Source organism: Hungatella effluvii (assembly GCF_003201875.1).
Lineage (GTDB): Bacteria > Bacillota > Clostridia > Lachnospirales > Lachnospiraceae > Hungatella > Hungatella effluvii.
Genome location: NZ_QJKD01000028.1, coordinates 13942 through 35844, shown reverse-complemented (window position 1 = coordinate 35844; position 21903 = coordinate 13942). Strand labels below are relative to the sequence as shown.

21 protein-coding genes are annotated in these 21903 nt (G+C 49.6%); 7 read left to right on the top strand and 14 right to left on the bottom strand.

What is annotated here, in order from left to right; genetic code table 11:
• Positions 1–14: 14 nt before the first annotated feature.
• From sufU to sufC, 5 genes are all read right to left on the bottom strand, one after another.
• Complete coding sequence (gene sufU / locus DFR60_RS28830; RefSeq protein WP_055656086.1) at positions 15–446, bottom strand: Fe-S cluster assembly sulfur transfer protein SufU; 432 nt, start codon at positions 444–446, stop codon at positions 15–17.
• Positions 436–1656, bottom strand: a complete 1221-nt coding sequence (locus DFR60_RS28825; protein ID WP_110326566.1) for an aminotransferase class V-fold PLP-dependent enzyme — start codon at positions 1654–1656, stop codon at positions 436–438. Before DFR60_RS28825 ends, sufU begins: the two co-directional genes overlap by 11 nt.
• On the bottom strand, positions 1646–2710 hold the full coding sequence (locus DFR60_RS28820; protein ID WP_110326564.1) for a SufB/SufD family protein: 1065 nt from the start codon (positions 2708–2710) through the stop codon (positions 1646–1648). The genes DFR60_RS28825 and DFR60_RS28820 overlap by 11 nt, the downstream gene beginning before the upstream one ends.
• Positions 2711–2730: 20 nt before the next feature.
• A complete protein-coding gene (gene sufB, locus DFR60_RS28815) occupies positions 2731–4137 on the bottom strand; it encodes a Fe-S cluster assembly protein SufB (protein WP_110326562.1) in 1407 nt (468 codons plus the stop codon).
• Positions 4138–4208: 71 nt separating this feature from the next.
• Positions 4209–4964 (bottom strand): Fe-S cluster assembly ATPase SufC, encoded by a 756-nt coding sequence (sufC, locus tag DFR60_RS28810; protein ID WP_110326560.1) that lies wholly within the window; start codon positions 4962–4964, stop codon positions 4209–4211.
• A gap of 205 nt (positions 4965–5169) precedes the next feature.
• On the opposite strand from sufC, the gene DFR60_RS28805 reads away from it, so the two are divergent.
• The 3 genes from DFR60_RS28805 (at position 5170) to DFR60_RS28795 (ending at position 6236) form a co-directional block, all read left to right on the top strand.
• Complete coding sequence (locus DFR60_RS28805; protein ID WP_110326558.1) at positions 5170–5589, top strand: RrF2 family transcriptional regulator; 420 nt, start codon at positions 5170–5172, stop codon at positions 5587–5589.
• A 121-nt stretch (positions 5590–5710) separates the two neighbouring features.
• Positions 5711–5917 carry a class I SAM-dependent methyltransferase gene (locus DFR60_RS28800; RefSeq protein WP_110326556.1) on the top strand — a complete coding sequence of 69 codons (207 nt, stop codon included), beginning with the start codon at positions 5711–5713 and terminating at the stop codon, positions 5915–5917.
• Positions 5918–5963: 46 nt separating this feature from the next.
• Entirely contained in the window at positions 5964–6236 is a 273-nt protein-coding gene (locus DFR60_RS28795) for a hypothetical protein (RefSeq protein ID WP_146218637.1), read from the top strand.
• Between the two features lie 157 nt (positions 6237–6393).
• Here the strand turns inward: DFR60_RS28795 and DFR60_RS28790 are convergent, their stop codons facing one another.
• The 3 genes from DFR60_RS28790 to DFR60_RS28780 all read right to left on the bottom strand — a co-directional run bounded on the left by DFR60_RS28790 (position 6394) and on the right by DFR60_RS28780 (position 9871).
• The gene (locus DFR60_RS28790) at positions 6394–6720 is read right to left on the bottom strand and encodes a cupin domain-containing protein (protein ID WP_002599842.1); all 327 of its coding nucleotides are present in this window, start codon (positions 6718–6720) and stop codon (positions 6394–6396) included.
• 85 nt (positions 6721–6805) lie between these two features.
• On the bottom strand, positions 6806–8779 hold the full coding sequence (locus DFR60_RS28785; RefSeq protein ID WP_110326553.1) for an oxidoreductase: 1974 nt from the start codon (positions 8777–8779) through the stop codon (positions 6806–6808).
• Positions 8780–8965: 186 nt separating this feature from the next.
• On the bottom strand, positions 8966–9871 hold the full coding sequence (locus DFR60_RS28780; RefSeq protein ID WP_110326551.1) for an AraC family transcriptional regulator: 906 nt from the start codon (positions 9869–9871) through the stop codon (positions 8966–8968).
• Between the two features lie 128 nt (positions 9872–9999).
• On the opposite strand from DFR60_RS28780, the gene DFR60_RS28775 reads away from it, so the two are divergent.
• Entirely contained in the window at positions 10000–12180 is a 2181-nt protein-coding gene (locus DFR60_RS28775; RefSeq protein ID WP_110326549.1) for an alpha-L-rhamnosidase, read from the top strand.
• 112 nt (positions 12181–12292) lie between these two features.
• On the opposite strand, the gene DFR60_RS28770 is transcribed toward DFR60_RS28775, so the two are convergent.
• The 4 genes from DFR60_RS28770 to DFR60_RS28755 form a co-directional block, all read right to left on the bottom strand.
• Positions 12293–14236 carry a sensor domain-containing diguanylate cyclase gene (locus DFR60_RS28770; protein WP_110326547.1) on the bottom strand — a complete coding sequence of 648 codons (1944 nt, stop codon included), beginning with the start codon at positions 14234–14236 and terminating at the stop codon, positions 12293–12295.
• 161 nt (positions 14237–14397) lie between these two features.
• Entirely contained in the window at positions 14398–15201 is an 804-nt protein-coding gene (locus DFR60_RS28765) for a response regulator (protein WP_110326545.1), read from the bottom strand.
• Positions 15182–17032 (bottom strand): histidine kinase, encoded by a 1851-nt coding sequence (locus DFR60_RS31085; RefSeq protein ID WP_243005212.1) that lies wholly within the window; start codon positions 17030–17032, stop codon positions 15182–15184. Before DFR60_RS31085 ends, DFR60_RS28765 begins: the two co-directional genes overlap by 20 nt.
• Before the next feature lie 196 nt (positions 17033–17228).
• The gene (locus tag DFR60_RS28755; protein ID WP_110326543.1) at positions 17229–17750 is read right to left on the bottom strand and encodes a nitroreductase family protein; all 522 of its coding nucleotides are present in this window, start codon (positions 17748–17750) and stop codon (positions 17229–17231) included.
• A 199-nt stretch (positions 17751–17949) separates the two neighbouring features.
• Here DFR60_RS28755 and DFR60_RS28750 point away from each other — a divergent pair, with 199 nt between their 5' ends.
• Complete coding sequence (locus DFR60_RS28750) at positions 17950–18321, top strand: winged helix-turn-helix transcriptional regulator (protein ID WP_002599848.1); 372 nt, start codon at positions 17950–17952, stop codon at positions 18319–18321.
• A 108-nt stretch (positions 18322–18429) separates the two neighbouring features.
• Here the strand turns inward: DFR60_RS28750 and DFR60_RS28745 are convergent, their stop codons facing one another.
• Together DFR60_RS28745 and DFR60_RS28740 are read right to left on the bottom strand one after the other, a co-directional pair.
• On the bottom strand, positions 18430–19047 hold the full coding sequence (locus tag DFR60_RS28745; protein WP_110326586.1) for an L-2-amino-thiazoline-4-carboxylic acid hydrolase: 618 nt from the start codon (positions 19045–19047) through the stop codon (positions 18430–18432).
• A gap of 72 nt (positions 19048–19119) precedes the next feature.
• Entirely contained in the window at positions 19120–19920 is an 801-nt protein-coding gene (locus tag DFR60_RS28740) for a class I SAM-dependent methyltransferase (RefSeq protein WP_110326541.1), read from the bottom strand.
• A gap of 215 nt (positions 19921–20135) precedes the next feature.
• Here DFR60_RS28740 and DFR60_RS28735 point away from each other — a divergent pair, with 215 nt between their 5' ends.
• Together DFR60_RS28735 and DFR60_RS28730 are read left to right on the top strand one after the other, a co-directional pair.
• Complete coding sequence (locus DFR60_RS28735) at positions 20136–20636, top strand: RNA polymerase sigma factor (RefSeq protein ID WP_110326539.1); 501 nt, start codon at positions 20136–20138, stop codon at positions 20634–20636.
• Complete coding sequence (locus DFR60_RS28730; protein WP_110326537.1) at positions 20626–21879, top strand: anti sigma factor C-terminal domain-containing protein; 1254 nt, start codon at positions 20626–20628, stop codon at positions 21877–21879. Before DFR60_RS28735 ends, DFR60_RS28730 begins: the two co-directional genes overlap by 11 nt.
• Positions 21880–21903 lie beyond the last annotated feature (24 nt).

The window sequence follows — 21903 nt, the reverse complement described above, 5'->3', positions numbered from 1 at the left end:
TCAGATAGATCGGATCAATTCTCCTGTCCCTCCAGTATTTCCTCCAGAGTCCGCCATCCCAGCACCGCGCATTTCACCCGGGCGGGCATATGGGCAATGTCCTGCAGGGCGGCAGCTTCCTCCAGCGCCTCTAAATCCGCCTCCCCTGCCGTGCCCCGAATCATCTGAAAGAAGTTTTCAGCCAGCTTCACGGCCTCTTCCTTTTTCTTTCCGATCACCAGGTCCAGCATCATATCCGCGGAAGCCTGGGAAATCGCGCATCCGTCGCCCACGAAGGATCCATCCTGGATTACTCCGTCCTCCACCTTCAGCTTTAGCCAGATATCATCTCCGCAGCTGGGGTTTACGCCCTCCAGCACCAGATTGGCATCCGGCAGATCGTGCTTGTGAGCCGGACGCAGATTGTGTTCTGTCAAAATCTCATTATAAAAACTTCTATTCTCCATATCCCATCTTCCTCCTGATTCCGGCTGTGCTCTTCAAAAATGCCTCAATCTCCTCACGGGTATTATAAAAATATATGCTGGCTCTGGCAGCAGAATTGACCTTTAAATATTCAAACAACGGCTGGGCACAGTGATGCCCGGCGCGGACGGCAATGCCATCTGCATCCAGAATCGCGCTCACATCGTGAGGGTGAACGCCATCTATGGTAAAGGTCAGGATTCCACAGTGTTCTTCCGGCCGCTCAGATCCCAGGACATGGACGTGCGGTATCTGCTTAAGTCCCTCCAGGGCCATCGTTGTCAATGCCAGTTCCCGGCGATGCACCTCATCAAATCCAACACGTTTCAGATAGCGGATCGCTTCCATAAGCCCCCAGGCTCCCGCCGCGTTGACGGTGCCCGCCTCAAACTTATGAGGCACCGGGGCGAATACGGCCCCTGTTCTGGTGACAGAGTCGATCATCTCCCCTCCGGTGAGGAAGGGCGGCATCTCCTCCAGCAGTTCCCGTCTCCCGTACAGCACACCGATGCCCATGGGCCCCATGAGCTTATGGCCTGAGAAAGCCAGAAAATCCACACCTGATTCCTGTACATCGATCGGCATATGGGGGGCGCTCTGTGCTGCATCCACGACCACGACAGCCCCTCGCTCCCTGGCCATGGCCGCGATCTGGCGTATGGGGTTCTCACACCCCAGCACATTGGACACATGGGCCACAGCGACCAGCCTGGTACGGTCAGTAAATGCCGCCTCCAGACGTTCCTGCGTAATCCGGCCGTCCGCCTCGCACTCCAGAAATCGTAAAACCGCTCCCGTCTTTTCAGCAGCCATCTGCCAGGGCAGCAAGTTACTGTGGTGCTCCATGATACTTACCAAAATCTCATCCCCGGCCTTCAGCCGGGACAGTCCATAGCTGTAGGCCACCAGGTTCAGGCTCTCCGTAGTATTTCTGGTAAAAATAATCTCGTCGGAGGACGGCGCGTTAATAAAGCGCCGCACTTCGTCTCTGGCTTCCTCCAGACGTTTTGTGGCCTCCATGCTCAGGGCGTAGAAGCCGCGCATGGGATTTGCATAGCTGTGCTCATAAAAATCCCGCTCCGCCTGGAGTACACAGGAGGGCTTCTGAGCCGTGGCCGCACTGTCTAAGTAAATCACCGGATTCTCCTTAAGCAATGGAAAATTTTCGCGGTATGGATTTTTATCTTCCATTTTTCTCCACCTCCTCCAGATAATCCTGCACCATCTGCTCTGCGGCTTCGTCGCCAATCTTCCGACAGACGGCGTCCAGCCGGGCCCTTGTTATCATTTCAGCGGCAGCCTCAGGGCTCATGCCTCTGGAGCAGAGATAGAACAACAGTTCGTCATCCAGTCTTCCGATGGTGGCTCCATGGTTTCCCTGGACATCCTCCTCTGCACAGAGAATCAGGGGAATGGTCTGATTAATCACGTCGTCTCCCAGAAGCAGCACATCCTCCTTCTCCTCTCCCTCTGCTCCGACGGCTCCAAACTTAAAATCAATGGTTCCGCGGAAGAGCTTAAACGCCCGGTCCCTCAGCACGCCTCCGGCCAGAATCCGGCTCCGGGATTTCTCCCCCCGGTGGTTCGCCACGTAGTTCATGTCAAACCGCTGGCTGTCCCTTCCCAAATAACACACATCGGCGTTCATCGTACTCTCTTTCCCTGCAAGGTCTGCCTGGCAGCCCGCGTAAGTCTCCGCACCGCCCAAAAACAGCTGGATTACCTCCACGGATGACCCCTCACTGCAGCTTCCGCCGATATCGCTCAAAAATGTATAGCCGCTTCCCAGAAGCTGGAGCTGGATCAGCCTCAGTCTGGCGTTTTTCCTGACCCGGAACCGGGTCTGGACAGCGGTCAAACCCGCAGCCTCCGGTGCAGAGGTGAAATCCATAACCACGGTTAGATTTTCGCCCTCCCGAACCAGAAGTTCCACGGGCTGGAAGCTCTTTGCTCCGCCGCCGCAGACGAAATGCAGCGCGGCCCGCCGCTCTTCTTCCGATGGCCCGGACTGGATCCGGATCGCGTCTGTATTCGCCTCCCGCGCCAGTCGGTCCATATCTTCTCCCATCCCGGTGGCAATGGCCGAGAAATCTTCTCTCCACGTAACCGCTTCCGTGAATCCTTCCGTGATTATCGTGGGGGATTCCCCTGCCTCTATCTCATTTAAGCCTGCCTCATTCATTTTCAGCCAGTTCCAGGTCCTGGCCGGCAGCCTGTTTATCTTCAAATCAAGTCCCTGTCCCATAGGAGACCTCCTTTCCTAAACTAACCAATACTTCCCTTCATCTCCAGCCGGATCAGGTTATTCATCTCCACGGCGTACTCTAATGGCAGTTCTTTGGATACATTATCCGCAAATCCGCTGACGATCATTGCCCTGGCGTCCTCCTCGCTCAGTCCTCTGGACATGAGGTAAAAGACGGCCTCGTCGCTGATCCGCCCAATCTTTGCCTCATGGCCGATGTCCGCGTCCGGGGTCCGGATATCCATAGCAGGTATCGTGTCTGACCTTGATATCCGGTCCAGCATCAGGGACTGGCAGGAAACAGCCGATTTGCTGTTCTTCGCCCCCCTGGCTACCACCACGGAGCTGCGGAAGGTGCTTACGCCCCCGCTCTTGGATATGGATCTGGTGTTCATATAGGAGGTCGTCTCCGGAGCGGCGTGAACCACTTTCGCGCCTGTGTCCAGATTCTGCCCCTCACCCGCAAAGGTGATTCCGGTGAACTCCATTCTGGCCCCGCGGCCCTTTAAGATGCTCATGGGATATAAGTAGGAAACATGGGAGCCAAAGGAACCGGACACCCATTCGATGGTGCCTCCTTCCTCCACCTGGGCCCTCTTGGTGTTCAGGTTATACATGTTTTTAGACCAGTTTTCAATCGTGGAATAACGAAGCTTCGCATTCTTTCCCACAAACAGTTCCACACAGCCTGCGTGAAGATTGGCCACATTATATTTAGGTGCGGAACATCCCTCGATAAAGTGAAGGTCCGCCCCTTCATCCACGATGATCAGTGTATGTTCAAACTGCCCCGCTCCCGGCGCGTTCAGCCGGAAATAGGATTGCAGCGGTATTTCCACGGACACTCCCGGCGGCACATAGACAAAGGACCCTCCTGACCAGACGGCCCCGTGAAGCGCGGCAAACTTGTGATCCGAAGGCTTCACCAGCTTCATGAAATGCTTTTTCACCATTTCCGCATATTCCCCCTTCATGGCGCTTTCCAGGTCCGTATATACCACTCCCATCTCCGCCACCTCCTGGCGGACATTGTGATAGACCAGTTCCGAATCATACTGGGCTCCTACGCCAGCCAGGGATTTCCGCTCCGCCTGGGGGATTCCCAGACGCTCGAAGGTATCCTTGATCTCCTCCGGCACATCGGACCACTTCGTCTTCATCTTTGTGTTGGGGCGCACATACGTGGCGATGTGGCTCATATCCAGGCCCTCCAGGGAGGGCCCCCAATCGGGAACTCTCATATTATTGTATATCTGAAGGGACTTTAGGCGGAACAGTTCCATCCAAAGCGGGTCCTTTTTCTCTTTTGAGATTTGCTCCACGATCTCCGGCTTTAAGCCTTCCTCTATACGGTAAACATCCGTTTCTTCATTTCGGATGTCGTAAATACTTCTGTCGATATCATTTACATATGTTTTTTCTTCCATCTCTGTCTTCCATCCTTTCCGGATGCGCGGACTGGAGTGTATCTGAAAAATTGCTTTTCGTCAAACTCTCTCTAACAGCCCGCCTGATCCAAATATTGTTCAAACCCATGTTCGTTAATCTGTTCCACCAGGGAACCGTCCCCTGTCTTCACGATTCTGCCGTCTACCATAATGTGGGTTTTGTCCACACGCAGAGACTCCAAAATCCGGGTGCTGTGGGTGATAATCAGAAGACCTCCGTCCCGGCTCTTCTGGTACTCTTCCACGCCCTGAGACACGGTTCGGACCGCGTCCACGTCCAGACCGGAATCCGTCTCATCCAGTATGGCCAGACTGGGCTTTAAGAGCAGAAGCTGAAGAATCTCTGCTTTCTTTTTCTCACCGCCGGAAAACCCTGCATTTAAATCGCGGTCTCCATATGCCCGGTCCATCTGTAGCAGTTCCATGGCCTTCTCCAGCTCCTTGCGGAAATCCCACAGCCGCACTCTGGCGCCCCTGCGCTGTTCCACAGCACTGCGTATAAATGTGCCCAGCGGAAGGCCCGGAACCTCCAGCGGATTCTGGAAGGAAAGAAACATTCCTGCCTTAGCCCGTTTATCGGCCGGCTCTTCGTTTATCCGCTTCCCCTGAAACCAGATATCTCCTTTCGTCACTTCATAGCGCGGATTCCCCATCAGTGCGTAACCCAGCGTGGACTTACCCGCTCCGTTCGGCCCCATCAGCACGTGAGTCTCCCCCTTTTTAATCTCCATATTAATTCCATGCAAAATCTCTTTATCTTCCACATTGACTGATAATCCATTTACTTCCAGCAATTGTTTTGACATATAGTCCTCCATTCCGCCTGAAAAAGGCTTTTCGCTCAATAACCTACTTACTCACTTGGTTATATTCATCATAATATCATAAACCTACTTTGTCAATAGGTTTATAACTATATTTGCTATTGATTATCCTATTTACCTTGTTGTATAATAGGATTATATAACCAGTGCCGCCCGGTACTGGTATTGCGGAAGGGAGGAGTGTCAAATGATGATTTCAACGAGAGGACGTTACGCGCTGCGGGTTATGCTGGATCTGGCACAGCAGAACACCGACAGATACGTTCCTCTGAAAGAAATTGCGAACCGTCAGGACATTTCCGAGAAATATCTGGAGATTATCATAAAGGTACTCGTTCAGAATCAGCTTCTGGCCGGCCTGCGCGGAAAAGGCGGCGGTTACCGCCTGACGAAAGAGCCCGGCGAATACACTCTGGGCGAGATTCTGCGTCTGACAGAGGGAAGTCTGGCCCCAGTCGCCTGCGTGGAGGAATCCTATTCGGAATGCTCCCGGCTTGAATGCTGCCTGACGCGGCCTGTATGGCAGAAACTGGATACGATCATTAATGAGTATCTGGATGGGATTACGCTGGAGGATTTAATCAAATCGCCTCAGAAACTGGTGTGAAAAGGAATGGATGGTTGTAATCAGTGCAATTAAGGAATAGACGGACTTATTTGTACATGGTAAAATGCAGGCTGTTGGAAACGCTGGCAGATATGCCAATTAATCGTTCCGGAGGTGCATTATGGAGAAAAACATCATCAACTATTACAACCATTACGATGAAGACGGAAGGCTGTTTCGCAATTACAGTCACCAGGTTGAATGGCTGACTACCCTGTACTATTTTAATCGTGTCCTTCCCCCTCACAGCAGGATATTTGATGGCTGCGCGGGAACCGGGAATTACGCCTTCGAACTGGCCAGAAGGGGAAATGCTTGCCTATATTAATTTCATGGCAGCATTACATCTAAACCTTAACGTCAAACTGGAGAATATGGAGGATGTGTTAAAATTCTACAGCACCAGAGGTGAGGACGATCCTTTTACCTATTTGCTGCCGGAAGAGATTGAAAAGACTGCGCATGACCATCAGCTCAAAATTCTTCATCACCTGACATCAGACGGCACGGCTTATATGAGAGGGGAACAGCTGAATAATTTAACAAAGGAGAGCTTTGATCAGTATATGAAACTGCATTTGGAGACTTGTGAATATAAGTATATCCTGGGGTATGGGCTGCATGGACTTATTATTTTGACAGCATGATGTTCCAGTTATTCCATGTTAAATTTATAATTTACCGATGGCCGCAACCCTCAATTTTTATTTGAGGGATGCGGCCATCGGTCTTATACTGCGGTGACATCATTTTTTTCTGCACACTCTATAAGTTTTCAGAGTTTAACACACCGCCTCTTTAGCCTTAATCCAAGATAATCAATGCCATAAAGATCAGATCGTCATCTCCTGTATTCACCAATCCATGCCCTCTGCCCGATGGAGTAAACGTCACATCACCGGCAGTTACCGGACGTATTGCGCCATTATCGTTATAATCTCCTTTTCCCGACAGAATATAGTATGTTTCGCTTTCTCCGTGATGTTCATGGTAACCGAGAGAACATCCTTTCCCGATTGTGACCTCTGCATATAAACCGCATTTCCCGTTTAACTCCTCTTTTCCTAAAATGTGCTTAATCACGACACAGCCCTCTCCGCCGCACATATTCTCGATTTTTTCTATTGTCATCTTCCGTTCCTCGCTTTCATCATTTTTATTCCAGAAGCCTGCCGAACTTCCGGTCCACCTGATTCTGCTGACGCAGACAGCTTTTTTACTGCAATGTATAAGCCGCTTCAAATCCACTTCTTACGGCTCCTTCAATTCTTCCAACCTGTTTCGCATCTCCTGCGACGATTACCTTATCACAGATTTCTTTACACGCCTGTTCCAGGGGATTGACAGATCTTATGCCCATGGCAAGAACTACGTAATCGGAAGGATACTCTTCGAAAGTGCCGTCCTCCAAATGTTCCAGAACGGCCGCATCCTTCTTAATCTCTGCCAGTCTGGTCTTTGGTTTGTATGTAATATCATACTTAGAAAGTTTGTCCATAGCATCCAGATAGTGCTGGACGTAGACGCCCTGTCCAATGGAATCCAGCATCTCCACAATAGTCACCTCATTGCCCCTGGCACACAGAAATTCCGCGGTTTCCAGTCCGGTGGCTCCGGAGCCGATCACGGTTACTTTCCGGCCTTCCAGCACCTTTTCGTCGCAAAGCACCTCTTTGAAGGTGACCGCATTCTCCAGATCAGAGCCGGGGATGGAGGACGGCTTGATGGGTGTGCCTCCTGTAGCCAGTACAATAGCGTAAGGAGCATAGGAGGCAATCCGGCCGGCATCCGCCTCCGTATTTATGAGAATCTGTACATCATATTTCTTAAGCTGCGACAGCTCATATTCCACGATCCAGTCCATCTTCTCTTTATGAGGCGGGCGGTCCGCAATGTTGATCTGGCCGCCTGCACGGCCTTCCTTTTCCAATACAACAACGTGAAAGCCTCTCTCTCCCAGCACGCGCGCCGCTTCCAGGCCACCGACTCCGGCTCCCACAACCACAACCGTTCTTCCCGCGCCGTCTTTCTCATGAGCCGGATATTTACACTCTCTGCCTGCCCTGGGGTTCACCGCACATTTGACAGGCCCCTTCCCGGCAATTGTATCACTGACGAGAGTCTCAAAACAAAACGTACAGGAAATACAGCGGTTTATCTCATCTTCGCGCTCTTGCACTGCCTTTAATGGCCATTCTGGATCTGCCACAACGGCACGGCCAAGTCCGACAAAATCGACCATCTCCTCTTCCAGCATCTTCTCCGCAAACCAGGGTTCCTTCACCATGTTCACGGCGATAACTGGAATGCTTACAGCTTTTTTCACAGCCAGGATTCTCTGCGTCCGGCAGCCCTGCGGGTAGGTGGTTGGCTCCGACAGGGAATTAAAGGATTCGTAGATTCCATTGGATACATTGATAAAATCCAGACCCATTTTTTCCAGTTCCCTGCAGACTTTGACACCTTTCTCCAGGGTCAGATACTCCTGTACGCCATTGGGCGCCAGCAATTCATCGACAGTCAGCCGGATTCCCAGCGTAAAGTCTGCGCCGCATTCCCGACGGATCCCCTCGATAATTTCTTTCACAAACTGCAGCCTGTTCTCAAAGGAACCGCCGAACCGGTCCGTTCTCTGGTTGGTGTAGGGACTCAGAAACTGGGAAATCAAATAGCCATGGGCACCGTGCAGTTCAATCCCATCTACTCCCGATTTTTTCGCTCTCACCGCGCCAGCAACGAATTTTTGAATAACGCTTTCCGCTTCCTTTGTTGTCATCTCATGAGTTTCCTGCTGACAGACTCCGCAGGGCCTGTTGGAGGATGACCAGACAGGGACGTTTCCGTTTAAGTTGGAGAAGGTCTCTCTGCCTGGATGATGAAGCTGTGCAAAAACTTTAACGCCTTCCTCATGCAGCGCTTTCACCGCTGCTGCCATAGGTGCGATCTGTTCATCTCTGGCAACACTGGCCTGCCAGGGCGCCGCCACACCGTGCTCATCATCAACCCTGGTATTCTCCAGGACGATAAGGCCGACTCCGCCTCTCGCCCGTTCCATCAGATAGGCCAGAAAATCTTCACCAATACACTGCCTGTCGTCCGACACTCCCATCGCCAGGGCACACATTACAATCCGGTTCCTGATTTTTACGTTTCCAATACTTCCTTCTGAAAATAACCGTGGGTACTTCATCTTTGCTCTCCTTTCAATTTTCAAACTCAGTTATGTAATAAAAAAAGAGGCCATAAAGGACGTAAACGTCCCCCCAAGCCCCTTTGCTGCTTCAATTATATAATGGCATTTATAGATTGTCAACAAAATAACAAACAAATCCGGCAGCCGAATGCGGCACCGGCGGCAGGGAATCAAACCGTAAAATCAGTACTGCATGGCAGCGGCAGCAGTTTTCCTGTACTCCCCAGGCGTCATGTTCAAGGTCCTTTTAAACAGCGTACAGAAAAATTTTACATCCTCATACCCTACAGACCGCGCTGCCTCCTGAATACACAGATCACTGCCAGCCAGCAGCTCACAGCACTTCTCAATCCGGATCTTCTGCAGGTATTCCAGCGCGGTCATTTCCGTCTCCTGACGAAATTTCCGGCTGATATACTGCTGGCTGTAATGGTATTCCCGGCAAAATTGCTTCAGTACGGCCCTTTCCCTGTAATTTTTATCCAGATACCGGATCGCTTCCAGCACCGCCGTGCTCCGCGGCTGTATCTCCCTGTCATCCTTTTTGCTGTCACAGATGATTTTCCGTATGGTCAGAATCAGAATCTCGGTCAGCCGGCACCGAAATACCTCTGTGTATCCCACTTTTTTCTCCTGGTATTCCTCCTGAATTCCCAGGATCAGAGGCAGAATACGCCCCTCCTCATCATGGAACACCCGATTCGCGGAGGTCTGCCCGAAGCACCATTTATAGTAACGGATCAGAGACACCCGCAGTACTTCTTCAAAAGACCGGCAGTCCGCCAGTGTATCGTCAATCATCTCGGGCAGAAACAGGCAGTTAATCAGAGTAAAATCCCTGCATTCCCTGTAGCTGTGCCTGCTGCCGTAATCGATTATAAAATAGTCTCCGGCCTTCACCTCACCGGATCTCACCTCTCCGTCCGCATCACTGATCGTATGCAGCGCGCTGCCTCCTGTAATATAGGCCAGTTCAAAAAAATCATGGTCATGCATCTCCACGTCCTGCTGGCAGAAAGGCATTACCACGATCTTGTCCTCACGCTCCATTGTAAGTCCCTTCAGCTCAATCGTATTCCTATCTCTCATAACAGGTTAAATTCACCCCCCTTTTTAGTCCAAAACAGTTCTTTTTATTCATATTACAATCTGGTATCCTAGAAGTCAAGACAAAGTATTCTGGAAGTCAAGACAAACACGAGCAGGAGGAATTCATTATGGATTGGAAAGCAAAATGGCTCAAGCCGGCCAATGATTTCGGAAATGCGGCTCCCGTATTTTCCACAGACTTTGCGCTGTCACGGACTGTAAAACAGGCCCGTCTCTTTATCACCGCTCTGGGCGTATATGAAGCCGCACTTAACGGCCGCAGGATAGGCCAGTTTGTGCTGGCTCCCGGCTGGACTACCTATTACAAAAGGCTTCAGTATCAGGAGTATGATGTGACGGATCTACTCAGGGCGGAGAACCATCTGACTGTCACCGTCGGAAAGGGCTGGTATCACAGTCCCATGCCCGGCTTTTCCGCATCGGACTTTCAGAAGGGCCTGGCCGCCCGCCCCATGGGGCTGCTGGCACAGTTGGAAATCACCTATGAGGACGGACAGCACAGCTTCATCGTCTCAGATGAAAGCTGGTCCGTTTCCGAAAGCGCGGTCCGCTTCTCTGAGATCTATGACGGAGAGATTTACGACGCTTCCTTTATCCCTCCATGCTCCGTGGCGGCCGAGACCTTTAATGGGCCATATGAAACGCTGATCGAACAGCAGGGCGAAGAAATCCGCGAGCAGGAACGGATCGCGGCGGTCCGCATCTTTACGACTCCCAAAGGCGAAGTTGTGGCAGACTTCGGGCAGGAAATCACGGGTTACGTGGAAATCAGTGTAAATGCCAAAGCCGGGGAAGAGATCCGGCTTTCCCACGCAGAAGTTCTGGATAAGGACGGCTGTTTTTATACGGAAAATTACCGCAGTGCCAGGGCGGAATACTGCTGTATTTGCCGTGATGGACAACAGAGCTGCCAGCCGCGCCTGACCTTTTTTGGTTTTCGCTATATTCGGATCGATGCATTTCCCGGCGGTCCCGGTGCGGGGAAACCAGAAAATTTCACGGCGGTGGTCCTCCACTCCCAGATGAAGCGAACGGGACGCTTAAGCTGTTCCAATCCTCTCTTAAACCGTCTCTTTGACAACATCATCTGGGGGCAGAAGGGGAATTTTGTCGATGTCCCTACCGACTGTCCCCAGAGGGATGAGCGCCTTGGCTGGACCGGAGACGCCCAGGTATTTGTGCGCACCGCATGCCTGAACTATGATACCGAAAAATTCTTCACAAAATGGCTGGCTGATCTGGCTGCCGACCAGGGAGAGGATGGCTATGTGGGCCATGTAATCCCGGATCTGCTAAAGAAACAGCCTGCCAGCGCCGCCTGGGGTGACGCAGCTGCGATCTGTCCGTGGGCAGTATATCTGGCATATGGAAATTCAGAGATTCTCTCCCGCCAGTTTGAGTCTATGAGAAAATGGGTAGATTATATCACAGCGCATACCACCACGGAATATCTGTGGACCGGCGGTGTCCATTACGGGGACTGGCTGGGGCTCGATGCCCCATCCGGCAGCTATAAGGGTTCGTCCAGAGAAGACTTCATTGCCTCCGCATTTTACGCGCATTCGGCTTCTCTGGTAATTAAGGCCGGACTCGTTCTGGGAAAAGACATGGCAGCGTATGAAGCGCTCCTTCATAACATTGTATCCGCGTTCCGCAGGGCCTATCCGACTTACACGACGCAGACAGAATGTGTCCTTGCCGCCCATTTTCATCTGGCCGAAGACTGCCAGGCTGCGGCGGATCAGCTTGCGCTGATGATAAAAGAATGCGGAACAAAGCTCCAGACAGGCTTCGTCGGAACGCCCTACCTGCTGCACGTGCTAAGCGATTACGGCCACACGGATCTGGCTTACTCCCTTCTGCTGCGTGAACAGTATCCGTCCTGGCTGTATCCGGTAACAAAGGGGGCCACCACCGTCTGGGAACACTGGGATGGAATTATGGAAAACGGGGATTTCTGGAGCAGAAACATGAATTCCTTCAATCACTATGCCTACGGGGCTGTGGCGGACTGGGTATACTGCTGCGCGGCGGGAATTACCCCGGCAGAGGGATATCCGGGATACAGTAAAGTCCGGATCGCCCCCGCCCCCGATGCACGTCTCGACTGGCTTGAGGCCTCTCTCGACACGAGGCATGGCCGGATTATCTCCCGATGGAAGAAGCAGGATTCGCTCTGGCGCTATGAAATCACAACACCGGTAGACGCGGAAGTTGTGATAGACGGAAAAACCTTCCTCGTGAGTGCCGGAAGTTATATTTATCACAGCAGCATACAGTTGGCCTGACGAATGCTTTAGCGGCGGCGGAGACATCCGCCGCCGCTTCCGTATCACCGCTCTGAGCTGTCCGCTATTGCTTCCGTATCACCGCTCTGAGCTGTCCGCTATTGCTTCCGTATCACAGGTCTGTACTGTCCGCTACTTTCTCTCCTGTAAGCTCCATGATGGTAAATCCGTTTTTCCCATTCTTCTTCGTCTGATACAGTGCGGCGTCTGCACTTTGATAAAGCTGGTCAAACCGGTTCCCCGCCTGTGACGATATCGAAATTCCGATGCTGGCCGACACCTGGCAGCTTGACTGCTCTTTCGTACAAACTATCTCCAGCGCTTTCGATAATTCAGCGGCTTTCTCTTCCAGCCAGCGTTCACTTGAGTATGGAATGAAGACAACAAATTCATCGCCGCCGATTCTGCCGAGAATGTCATCCTTTCGAAAATGTTCCCGTATGGCTTTGGTAAAACTGCAGATACAGTAATCCCCGAAGGCATGGCCAAACCGGTCGTTCACCTGCTTAAAATTATCGATATCACAGATAAAAAATGCGTATTTCTCCTCCTTCTTTTCTACCAGCTGTTTCTCGATCAGCCGCTCCGTAGCCGTCTTGGTAAGGAATCCAGTCATTTCGTCTGTCTGTGCCATCAGCTCTTTTTTCTTTTCCTGGTCGATATTTTTCCGGTAGGAAAACATATGCACACTGCAGTCTTCCTCGGAATAAAACAGATAGGTCTCCACACGCATCCAATGGTAATCGGCTCCGTCCAGTGTAAACAGAAAATCATAGCTTAAATGATTGTTCCCGGCCTCGTATTCCCTGATCGCATTTTCCGGGGCAAACATCTCTATGTAGCCTTTTCGGTATTCCTCTTTAATCTGCTTTTCAGCGATGATTCGCAGGCCCTGGTCAAACGGGACACCGCCTGCGCCAAGATTCGAAAAGTAATCTTCTGTTGTTTTTCCCACATAACAGTTTTTGGTAAGATTCAGTTCGTAGATGCTGTCATAAAGCTGTTCTGTGGCCTCCTTAAACATTGCCTGCCGTTCCTCCACCAGCTTTGTAATCTGCAGGTTAAATTTGCGGATAACAGACGTGATGATGACCAGGATGGCAATGACAACCAGAGCAAGAACGAAACACGTCTTATAAAGCTGCATATACATCTCTTGAATAATCCTTCCGGTATCCTGTTCCACAATCAGCATCCACGACAGTTCCGGTATATACCGGCTTACCACAAAGCTCCTTTCTTTTTCCTCTGTACCGGTGTTTGTCCAGAGTTCCAGGTTTTTTGTATCCTCATACCAGCTGAGAATCTGATCCCGGATGCCCTCCTGACCGTAAATCTCAAACCAGTCGGCCGCCTCGTACCCGGTATAGGAGGTGGAAATCTCTATCTCGCCGTTTTCATTGATCAGATTGGCTTTGACGTTGTAAGTATCTTCATAATTCTGAAGCAGTTCCTTAATATAGTCCATCCGGATTCCAACGCCGACGATGCCAATTACCGCGCCGTTTGTGTCCTGTATCCTGCAGTTTACAAATGTCGTGATTTTATTATCCGCACCGCTCACTTCGTCATTGTCCACATTCAGCGAATACTCCTTATTACTGTCCAGCATATCAAAATACCAGGTATTTTCTGGATTATCCCGTTCCATCACACGGTCAACCCCATTAAAATTGTAATACCTTCCGGAGACAGTCGAAACCAGAAAGACCGAATCAAAACCATATTTTTCCCGATAGGTCTTTAAGTACTCCTTTGTTGTCTCCTCATAGGCCTTGTCAGCCAGATGAGAAGGCTCTTTCATTAAATGCTCGACCAGCAGGCTGTCGTGAGCCATCGTCAGTGATATATTGACCGGCTTGGAAAAGAGGGAGGATAGCTGATAATAGATCCCTTCCGTGGATAGTGAAGAGACCTGTTCAATGTTATTCAAAGATACCTGATAGTTTGCCCGGTAGCTGAAAACAGCCGTAGTAACAAATCCGGCAATCAGGATTATACTGATCAGCAGGTTTGTCCTTAGAAGTTTATTCTTATTCGTTTGAATGGATTTCATCCGTTTATCTCCTTTGCGTAAAACAGTTCAATAGAACGCTTGTAAGTCTGATTATAGGAAGCAGTCCTTACACAGTTCTTACAAACCGAGTCTTTCTGGGCAATAAAAAAAATTCCGGCAAAACTGCTACTGCCAGCCTGTCGGAATTCACTCCATACCTGTCATTTCCTATTTGTTTTCTGCTCTACCAGATTACCAAGCGTAAACTCTGCCCAGCTGTAATTGGTCATATATTCACCTGCAAATACGTTTAACTGTGTCAGGTCACCGCTGATCGCCGCATAATAGTCACAGTCGATCTCAGATATATTAACGCCGATCGTTCTTCGGCTCTTGTTGATAATATTCTGGATTCCTGCCTCCTTCAGCGCCTTCATCAGCGTAAAAATGACTTGATGCACATTGTTCTGGGCCGTGCCGTCACACGGCCGATCCTCCCATAAGACAGAAGCAAGCTCCGATACCGAAATCCGGGCTCCTCTCCGATCAATCAGATAGGCCAGACATTCCTTGCTTTTTGCCCTGGGAAAGTCAAGCGGTTTTCCATCCACAAAGACCTCAAAATTGCCGAATGTCTGTATGCGGACCCGGTGTTCCGGAATATGCGGAAGAGGGAAACGCAGATTGTCAAGCTCTTCCCTTAAATCCTTTTCTCTCACCGGCTTCATTAAATACCCGCTTACATGAAGCTGAAAGGCAGTCTGCATATATTGGGAATAGCCCGTGACAAAGATAATGTTGATCGTGGAACAAAGCTCCTTGCATTTTACCGCCAGGGCAATCCCATTTAACTCTCCCATCTCAATATCCAGAAACGCGATATCTGCCTGATTTTCAGCCAGATAGGAAAGGACCTCCTGGGAATCGGAAAAACTGACGATTTCCGCTGCCGCTTCGACCCGCCTAAGCATGGTGACAAGATTTTGCAGAGCCAGCTGTTCATCATCAACCGCTATAATTTTCATTCACACAATTCCTCCTTTGCGGCAGTATAAGTTTTATTTCAGTACCGGTGCCTATCTCACTTTTTACTTCCAGTCTTCCGTCACACATCGCCTCCAGCCTGTCTCTCACATTTTCCAGCCCGATATGAGTTCTTCCGTCTTCTTTTTTTTCACTTATATCAAATCCCACGCCGTCATCCACCACAGTGATGACTACCGAACCGTCTGTCTTCCCGCTCCGGATTGTCAGACTACCTCCAGCTTTCTTTTGAGTGATTCCGTATCTCACCGCATTTTCCACAATCGGCTGCAGAGTCAGCGGCGGCAGCATAAAGTCCCGGTATCCGATCTCCCATCGGATGTGGATGCGCTCTCCATAACGCATTTTCTCCAGATATAGATAATCCTCAATATGGTCCAGTTCTTTTTCAAATGGAATCAGCCCCGTATTGGAAAGGGAATCCAGATTTCCACGCAAATAGTAAGAAAAATGTTCCAGCGCGTCCGATGCTCTCTGTGGATCTGTATCGCAGAGCTGCTTGATGCCAACCAGCGAATTATAAAGGAAGTGCGGCTGTATCTGAGAAAGCATGATGGATATGCGGTTCTGAGACAATTCTTTTTCCAGTTCCAATGCCCGTTTTTCATTATCCATACTCCGTCGGATACGGAGAAGAATAAATAAGCCTTCCAGCACAGAAAAGAAAATAAGCCCCATCCCGAAAAAAATGCCTGCCTCCAGCCACTGGGCAAAACCATTGAGTATTTCCAGTATTCCCAATACTCCGAGCGGAAGCAGAGCCTGCAAAAATGAGATGAGGGCCCGCTTTTTCAGGACCCGGACTTCGTAGCTCAGGCAGAAGATCAGAACCAGTGCGACAGCAATATCCAGCATAGAGAAATAATCAATACTCCCAAACCAATCCTGAATCCCTTTCATCTGGAGCATGGCTCCAACCAGCATGGCCGCCAACAGAACTCCCAGCGCGCCATACATCGTCTTTTTTCGCCATCCGGTAAGATTTCCATTTACAAACAGAAGGAGAAATACTACAATCCCCTGAATCGAACAGGAGTACAGGGTGTTGAGAAGCACAGGGTATGGCAGGAACAAAGACAGCGCCGGCGCCAGCGTCGCGAACCAGACGGCGGAAGACAGCGTACAAAATCCCAGCCAGACAAACTGAAGGCTGCCGCGAATGTGCAGCAAAACCAGGAGAATGCCGGCAATAAACAGAAAAAGCGTGAGGACCAGAAATATCGTTCCAACAGCCAGCAGCCCTATATCTTTATGTACAGCCTCAAAAACCAGGGCCCGCTCACTGCCGGTATACATATGCCAGAGCAGATTGTCAAACTGGATAAAGTAGGCGTTACGGTAGAGATTGCCGAAATTGAGTTCCACCTCATCTTCCGCCGTAATACCGGGTGATACGAAGGTATACCACAGGTTTCCAATAGACTGTGCGGGATTTCCATCACCCTCCCGCGGGCCAAAGGAAAAAGCTTCCTCACCATTTATCCGCATGGTGACCCATAGCTGGCAGATATTAAAAAAGATCTTTTCTCCCTCCGGAATATCTCTTGTAAAATGTCCGCGCACCGCAATGTCCCGCAGCTCGCGGTAATCGAATTCTGTCTCTTTCGAAAGCGGCTTCCATTCGCCGCCCTCTTCGCTGTACTCGCCCTCGACCGCTACGGGATACACTCCGCCGCCGCTCCAATCACAGCTGAGGTCATAGTGAAGCGCCTGCTGCAGCATAGCGGCAAAAACTCCGAACAGAATGATAAGCAATAGAAAAAGGGGCAGGAAAAGCCATGTAGATTTCGTATACTTTTTTATTCTATGCATGAAAAGGCCCCCTTTGATCTGTGTTTGTGTCTTGCATTGTCTTGTCTTGATTTGTCTTTAAGTATATCTTAATATTGCTCAAATATTATAACATGTTTTGGCAAAAATAATAGCGTATAATAGCAAAAACGCCATTCTTACATTTTTAATTGAGAATGGCGTTTCTGGTATAAAATCATAATTGTGGATCATGTATTCAGGAAAATTTCTCGTATGCAACCAGCGTATCCAACGGAATCCGTGTCTTCCCATGTCTGTCCGGATCCGCCGGTTCTTCATCAGCATATCCAATCACAAGGATATTAACCGGTTCCAGGTTCGCAGGAAGGTTGAATTCCTGTGAAAGAATATCCGGCTTAAAATAGCATACCCAGACAGTTCCCAGTCCTAATTCTGAAGCCTGCAGCATCATGTGATCGGTGAGAATAGAGGCATCGATATCTCCAGTCTGCTTCTTATCAAACGGACGGGTCCACGCTGTGCTGTGATCGGCGCACACGATAACTGCCAGAGGTGCATTGTATATGTTGGCGGCCTTTTCGATTTTCGCCAGGCCCTCCTTTTCCTGTACGACAATCAGCCGCACAGGCTGCAGGTTCGCCGCTGTCGGTGCAACGTGGGCCGCCTCCAGAATCAAATCCAGTTTTTCCTGTTCCACCTTCAGAGACTTATAGCTCCGGACCGAATACCGTTTCTTCGCGTTGTCTAAAAAATTCATATGTAAAACGCTCCTTTCCTTTCATCTTCTATATGACCTGTTTGATATAGCTGCATGCAGTGGGTTGATGTTTCCATCAACTTCAGCTATAATTATAACACTGATTTTCCTTTTAACAAGTATGCACTTTTAGGGTATGCAGTACCTAAAAAGATACTGTCTATCCGTATAAAAGGAATCGATAGAAAGGAGCTTTCTCATGAGATGTCCCAGCACTTACCATTGTCCAGTTGAGGCCACGCTTGAGTTGATCGGAGGAAAATATAAGGCCCTGATACTCTTTCATCTGGTGGAAGGCGCCCTCCGCTTCAGCGAGCTTCACCGCCTGATTCCACAGGCGACACCGAAAATGCTGACCCAGCAGCTGCGCGAGCTGGAAACGGACGGTTTGTTAAGCCGCACCGTCTATCCTGTTATTCCTCCAAAGGTAGAGTATCAGCTCACTCCTTTTGGGGAAACGATCTTACCGGTTCTGGAGGCTATGTGCAGCTGGGGATCCGATTATTTGAACAAATCCGGCAGCAAGGCCCCCTTTTCCGCGGCTATCAATACAGAAATGCAGACTGAATGACAATCAGCCTGCATTTCTTATTTCAAAGAAACGTTCGTCCCATGAAACAAAAACCCCAGAGGACAGCGGGTCCCGCTTGGCGGACTCTTTATCTCAAGCCCCTGAAAATCACATATTTTTTACTGTAATCTTAAAATCACAGCAGGTCCCTCCGTCTCCCAACGTCTGGGTTCTTCCCCATTCAATCCTGGGATGCATGCTGCCATAGCATATATCATCCGCATGGCAGTATGCCCTTACAATTTCCTCACAGCCATAGGCTTTACAGATATCGAAATATGGACACTTTATCATGTCGAATCTCAGTTCCTTATTTGTTGTCTCATAGTAAACCGCCTGAAAGCCTGCCTTCGGACCAAAATTCGAGCGGGTCATGGATTTGAAAAACTTTGGAACGAGCCTGCAGCATCCGGGTATCTTCATCAGCTTATGAAGCATATCCGCCATGCGCTGGCTTCTCCATGCATAATAATCCTCGATGAAATCCGCAGCATGCTCTCTCGATTCTCCGTTGGCAGTCAGTGCATCAAAGGCCGCTATCCCCGGATAAATACGCTCTCTCGTATGCATATACATGGCCTTTGGCTCCTGTGCGTTTTCTTCGCAGATCTCCCGGTACCGCTTCCACGCCATTGCCATAATCGATGCCACTTTTTCACCTTCATAGCGTTTAGAGAGGAACGGTGCCATCTCTGCCAGAAATACATTCTCTTTCTTCTTTGCCATATTGATCCCGCCTTTCTTTCTGTCGCACAGCACATCCGGATATAAAAAGCCGGTTACAGGCTTCATGCGCCTTTATGCATCTCGCCTTTTATATCGATAAACAGCCAATCTGTCGTTGCAATCCTTCAGTTTAGGCAGGGAGCCAAACAGCCATCCGCGAAATGTATAAGTCTTCATCACATCATTAAAGCTGTTTTCCCGCAGCAAGGTCAGTCCGGGGCACAGCGCCTCCAGCTCTTTTCCCGTCTTGGTGCCCCAACGGAAAGTAGCATTGGTACTCTTTAAGGTATCATGATGTTTGGCCTGCTTTACAGCCATCGGCGGCATCAATTCCGCCAGCAGCACAAATTCAGAAAATGCACCGGCGAGTATGGAAAGCAGTGTCTTCACCTGTTCCTGGCTAAAATACATCAGCACTCCTTCAATAATAAAAATCAAAGGTCTCCCCGTTTCAACAGCCTGGGTCCAATCCGCCTTCAGGATAGAGCCTGCAATCTGATGAACCCTGTCACTTTCCGTAAAAAACTGCTTTCTCACCGTCATCGCATCCGGCAGGTCAATGTCATACCAAAGGATTCTTCCGTTATCAACACGGTAAAATCTCGCGTCCAGGCCGCAGCCCAGATTCACGCAAACCGCCTCCGGATATTTTTCCAAAAATTGCTTTAGCGCCTGATCAAACATGATGGTTCTGGCCACGACGCCCTCATGACTCATAAACTTATCGTATTTTTCTGTGTCCATTTGCAGCTGTTTCATGATTTCCACTGCTTTTTCATCTCTGATCCTGGCTTTCTGTCGAAGGGTCTCATTGGCCTTAATTACCAGGGGGATCAACATAGTTTCCTGTACAACTCCAAGATTTGCTGTCATTTCTTTATTTGTCCTTTCCAGTTTTTGCTACGGAACGCAAGTTAGTATATACTAACCATATATTACCATAAGACCGCACGGCTGTCTATTGTCTGTACATGAGAACCTTTCGCAATCACAAACCAGACTGTTGATAAAAAAGTATTTTTCGTGTAACCTTTCTTTATCACAAACGTTTATAGGATGATAAGGAAAATAAAGAAAGGGGGGCCGCGGTGAAGAACGAGACGCTGGAAAATATTTATCTTACTTATTACCATGAGGTTTACTTATATACGCTTTCCCTGTGCGGCAATGTCCATATGGCCGAGGATCTGACCAGCGAGACATTTTATAAAGCGCTGCTCTCCCTGGAAGGCCAGCGGCAGAATGTAAAGTTCTGGCTGTTTAAAGTGAGCAGAAACCTGTTTTATGACCGGCTGCGCAAAGATGCACGGCTTGTGCCTGAACGGACGGATAAGCCGCCTTTGAGCGGGTCTTCCGACATCGTGTGGGAGCAGATGCTGAAAGGTGAAGAGGCCAGAGAACTCTACCGCGCTGTATTAGGCCTTCCGCCCAGATACAGGGAAGCCATCTTTATGTTTTACTTTTTAAACTACAACATTAAAGAAATAGCAGCTCTGACCGGTCAGAAGCCAGGTGCGGTAAAGACAGCGCTTTGCCGGGCACGCAAGCAGTTAAAAATAAGTCTGAAGGAGGAAATGTATGACATTTAAGGAAGTGTTTCAGCGATACAAAGAAGGAACCGCCTCTTTGGAAGAGATAAAATTCGTAGAGGAGGAGCTTGAGAAATTCGAACTTCTGGAAGAATACACCCTGGCGCAGGTTGATGACAGCTGCCCGGGACTTCAGGAACTCATGACTGAAAGTGATGAAAATGAGATCAGGGGAATTAAAAAGACGGTGAACCGGAAATTGCTGAAAAGCATTTTGATTTCTTTTCTGGCAGCGGCTGTCCTGGTTCTGCTCTCCGGCCCTATATGCAGCCGTATTTTCTATAATCCGAACCGCGGTTATCAGGAAACGTATGGCGGAGACGGTCAGTTTTTTATTGATGCGGCGGTATTTACCGAGCTGCACTCTCCTGGCTATACGACGAATTGGGCCAAGGCGGTCCCCGGCTTTCCGGGCAGCTATCATGTGGAGATACGCCAGAGCAATCTCTTCCACGGTCGCGAAGAAACATTTTCCGGCAGAATCGTGCGGGGGAAAATGGCGGGCAGCGAATCTTCCCTGACCGGTTACTATTCCAATATTTTAAACCGGACAGGGTCTGTACTGGAGACGTACTGGCATTTTCCGCCTATGAATGCATTTGGCCGAAAATTAGAAACCTTCTGCTCTACGGATGAGGATGGAAACGATGTGTATCAGCAGCCGCAGGAGGAAATCGACAGCCAGTTAGAGCAGCTGGAAGAGCTTCCTTCCTCCTCTTGGGCCGCCGCCTATATCACCTTTGACGCCCCCATGTCCCTGGAGGCCTTCAGCAGTCTGTATCGTCAGTGGGTGGCCGATCAGAGCAATCTGGATATCACCTATGCAGCCGTAACCTGCAGTGAACCAGGGTACAACATGAACGTCGCCGGATTTGACCCTGGTGGAACAGGTGTATTCTCAGAGGCAGGTGTCTATCCGGAAGAAATGTATCCATATCTGAGACCAACGCCGGCCAGAGAACTGAAAGCCGAAGAAGCACTGGCAGAAATCTGGGAACAGCATTTTACTTCCATGCTGCAGTATATGTCTGACAGGCCGCAGTTTTTAACAGCCATGGCCGATGTAAACGGGATCGGCCAGGAATATTACGAAGAACTGGCTTCCTATGTGAAGGATCATGGCATTCATGTTTTCGGCGTTATGATTCAGGGAAATGTAAGCCAGGTGATCTCCTTTGCAGAGCAGGAAAAGGTAGATGGTGTGTATGTGGAAGACGCGAAATTATCCGCGCTTTCACGGTAACATATCACAATCAATTTCTAAGCA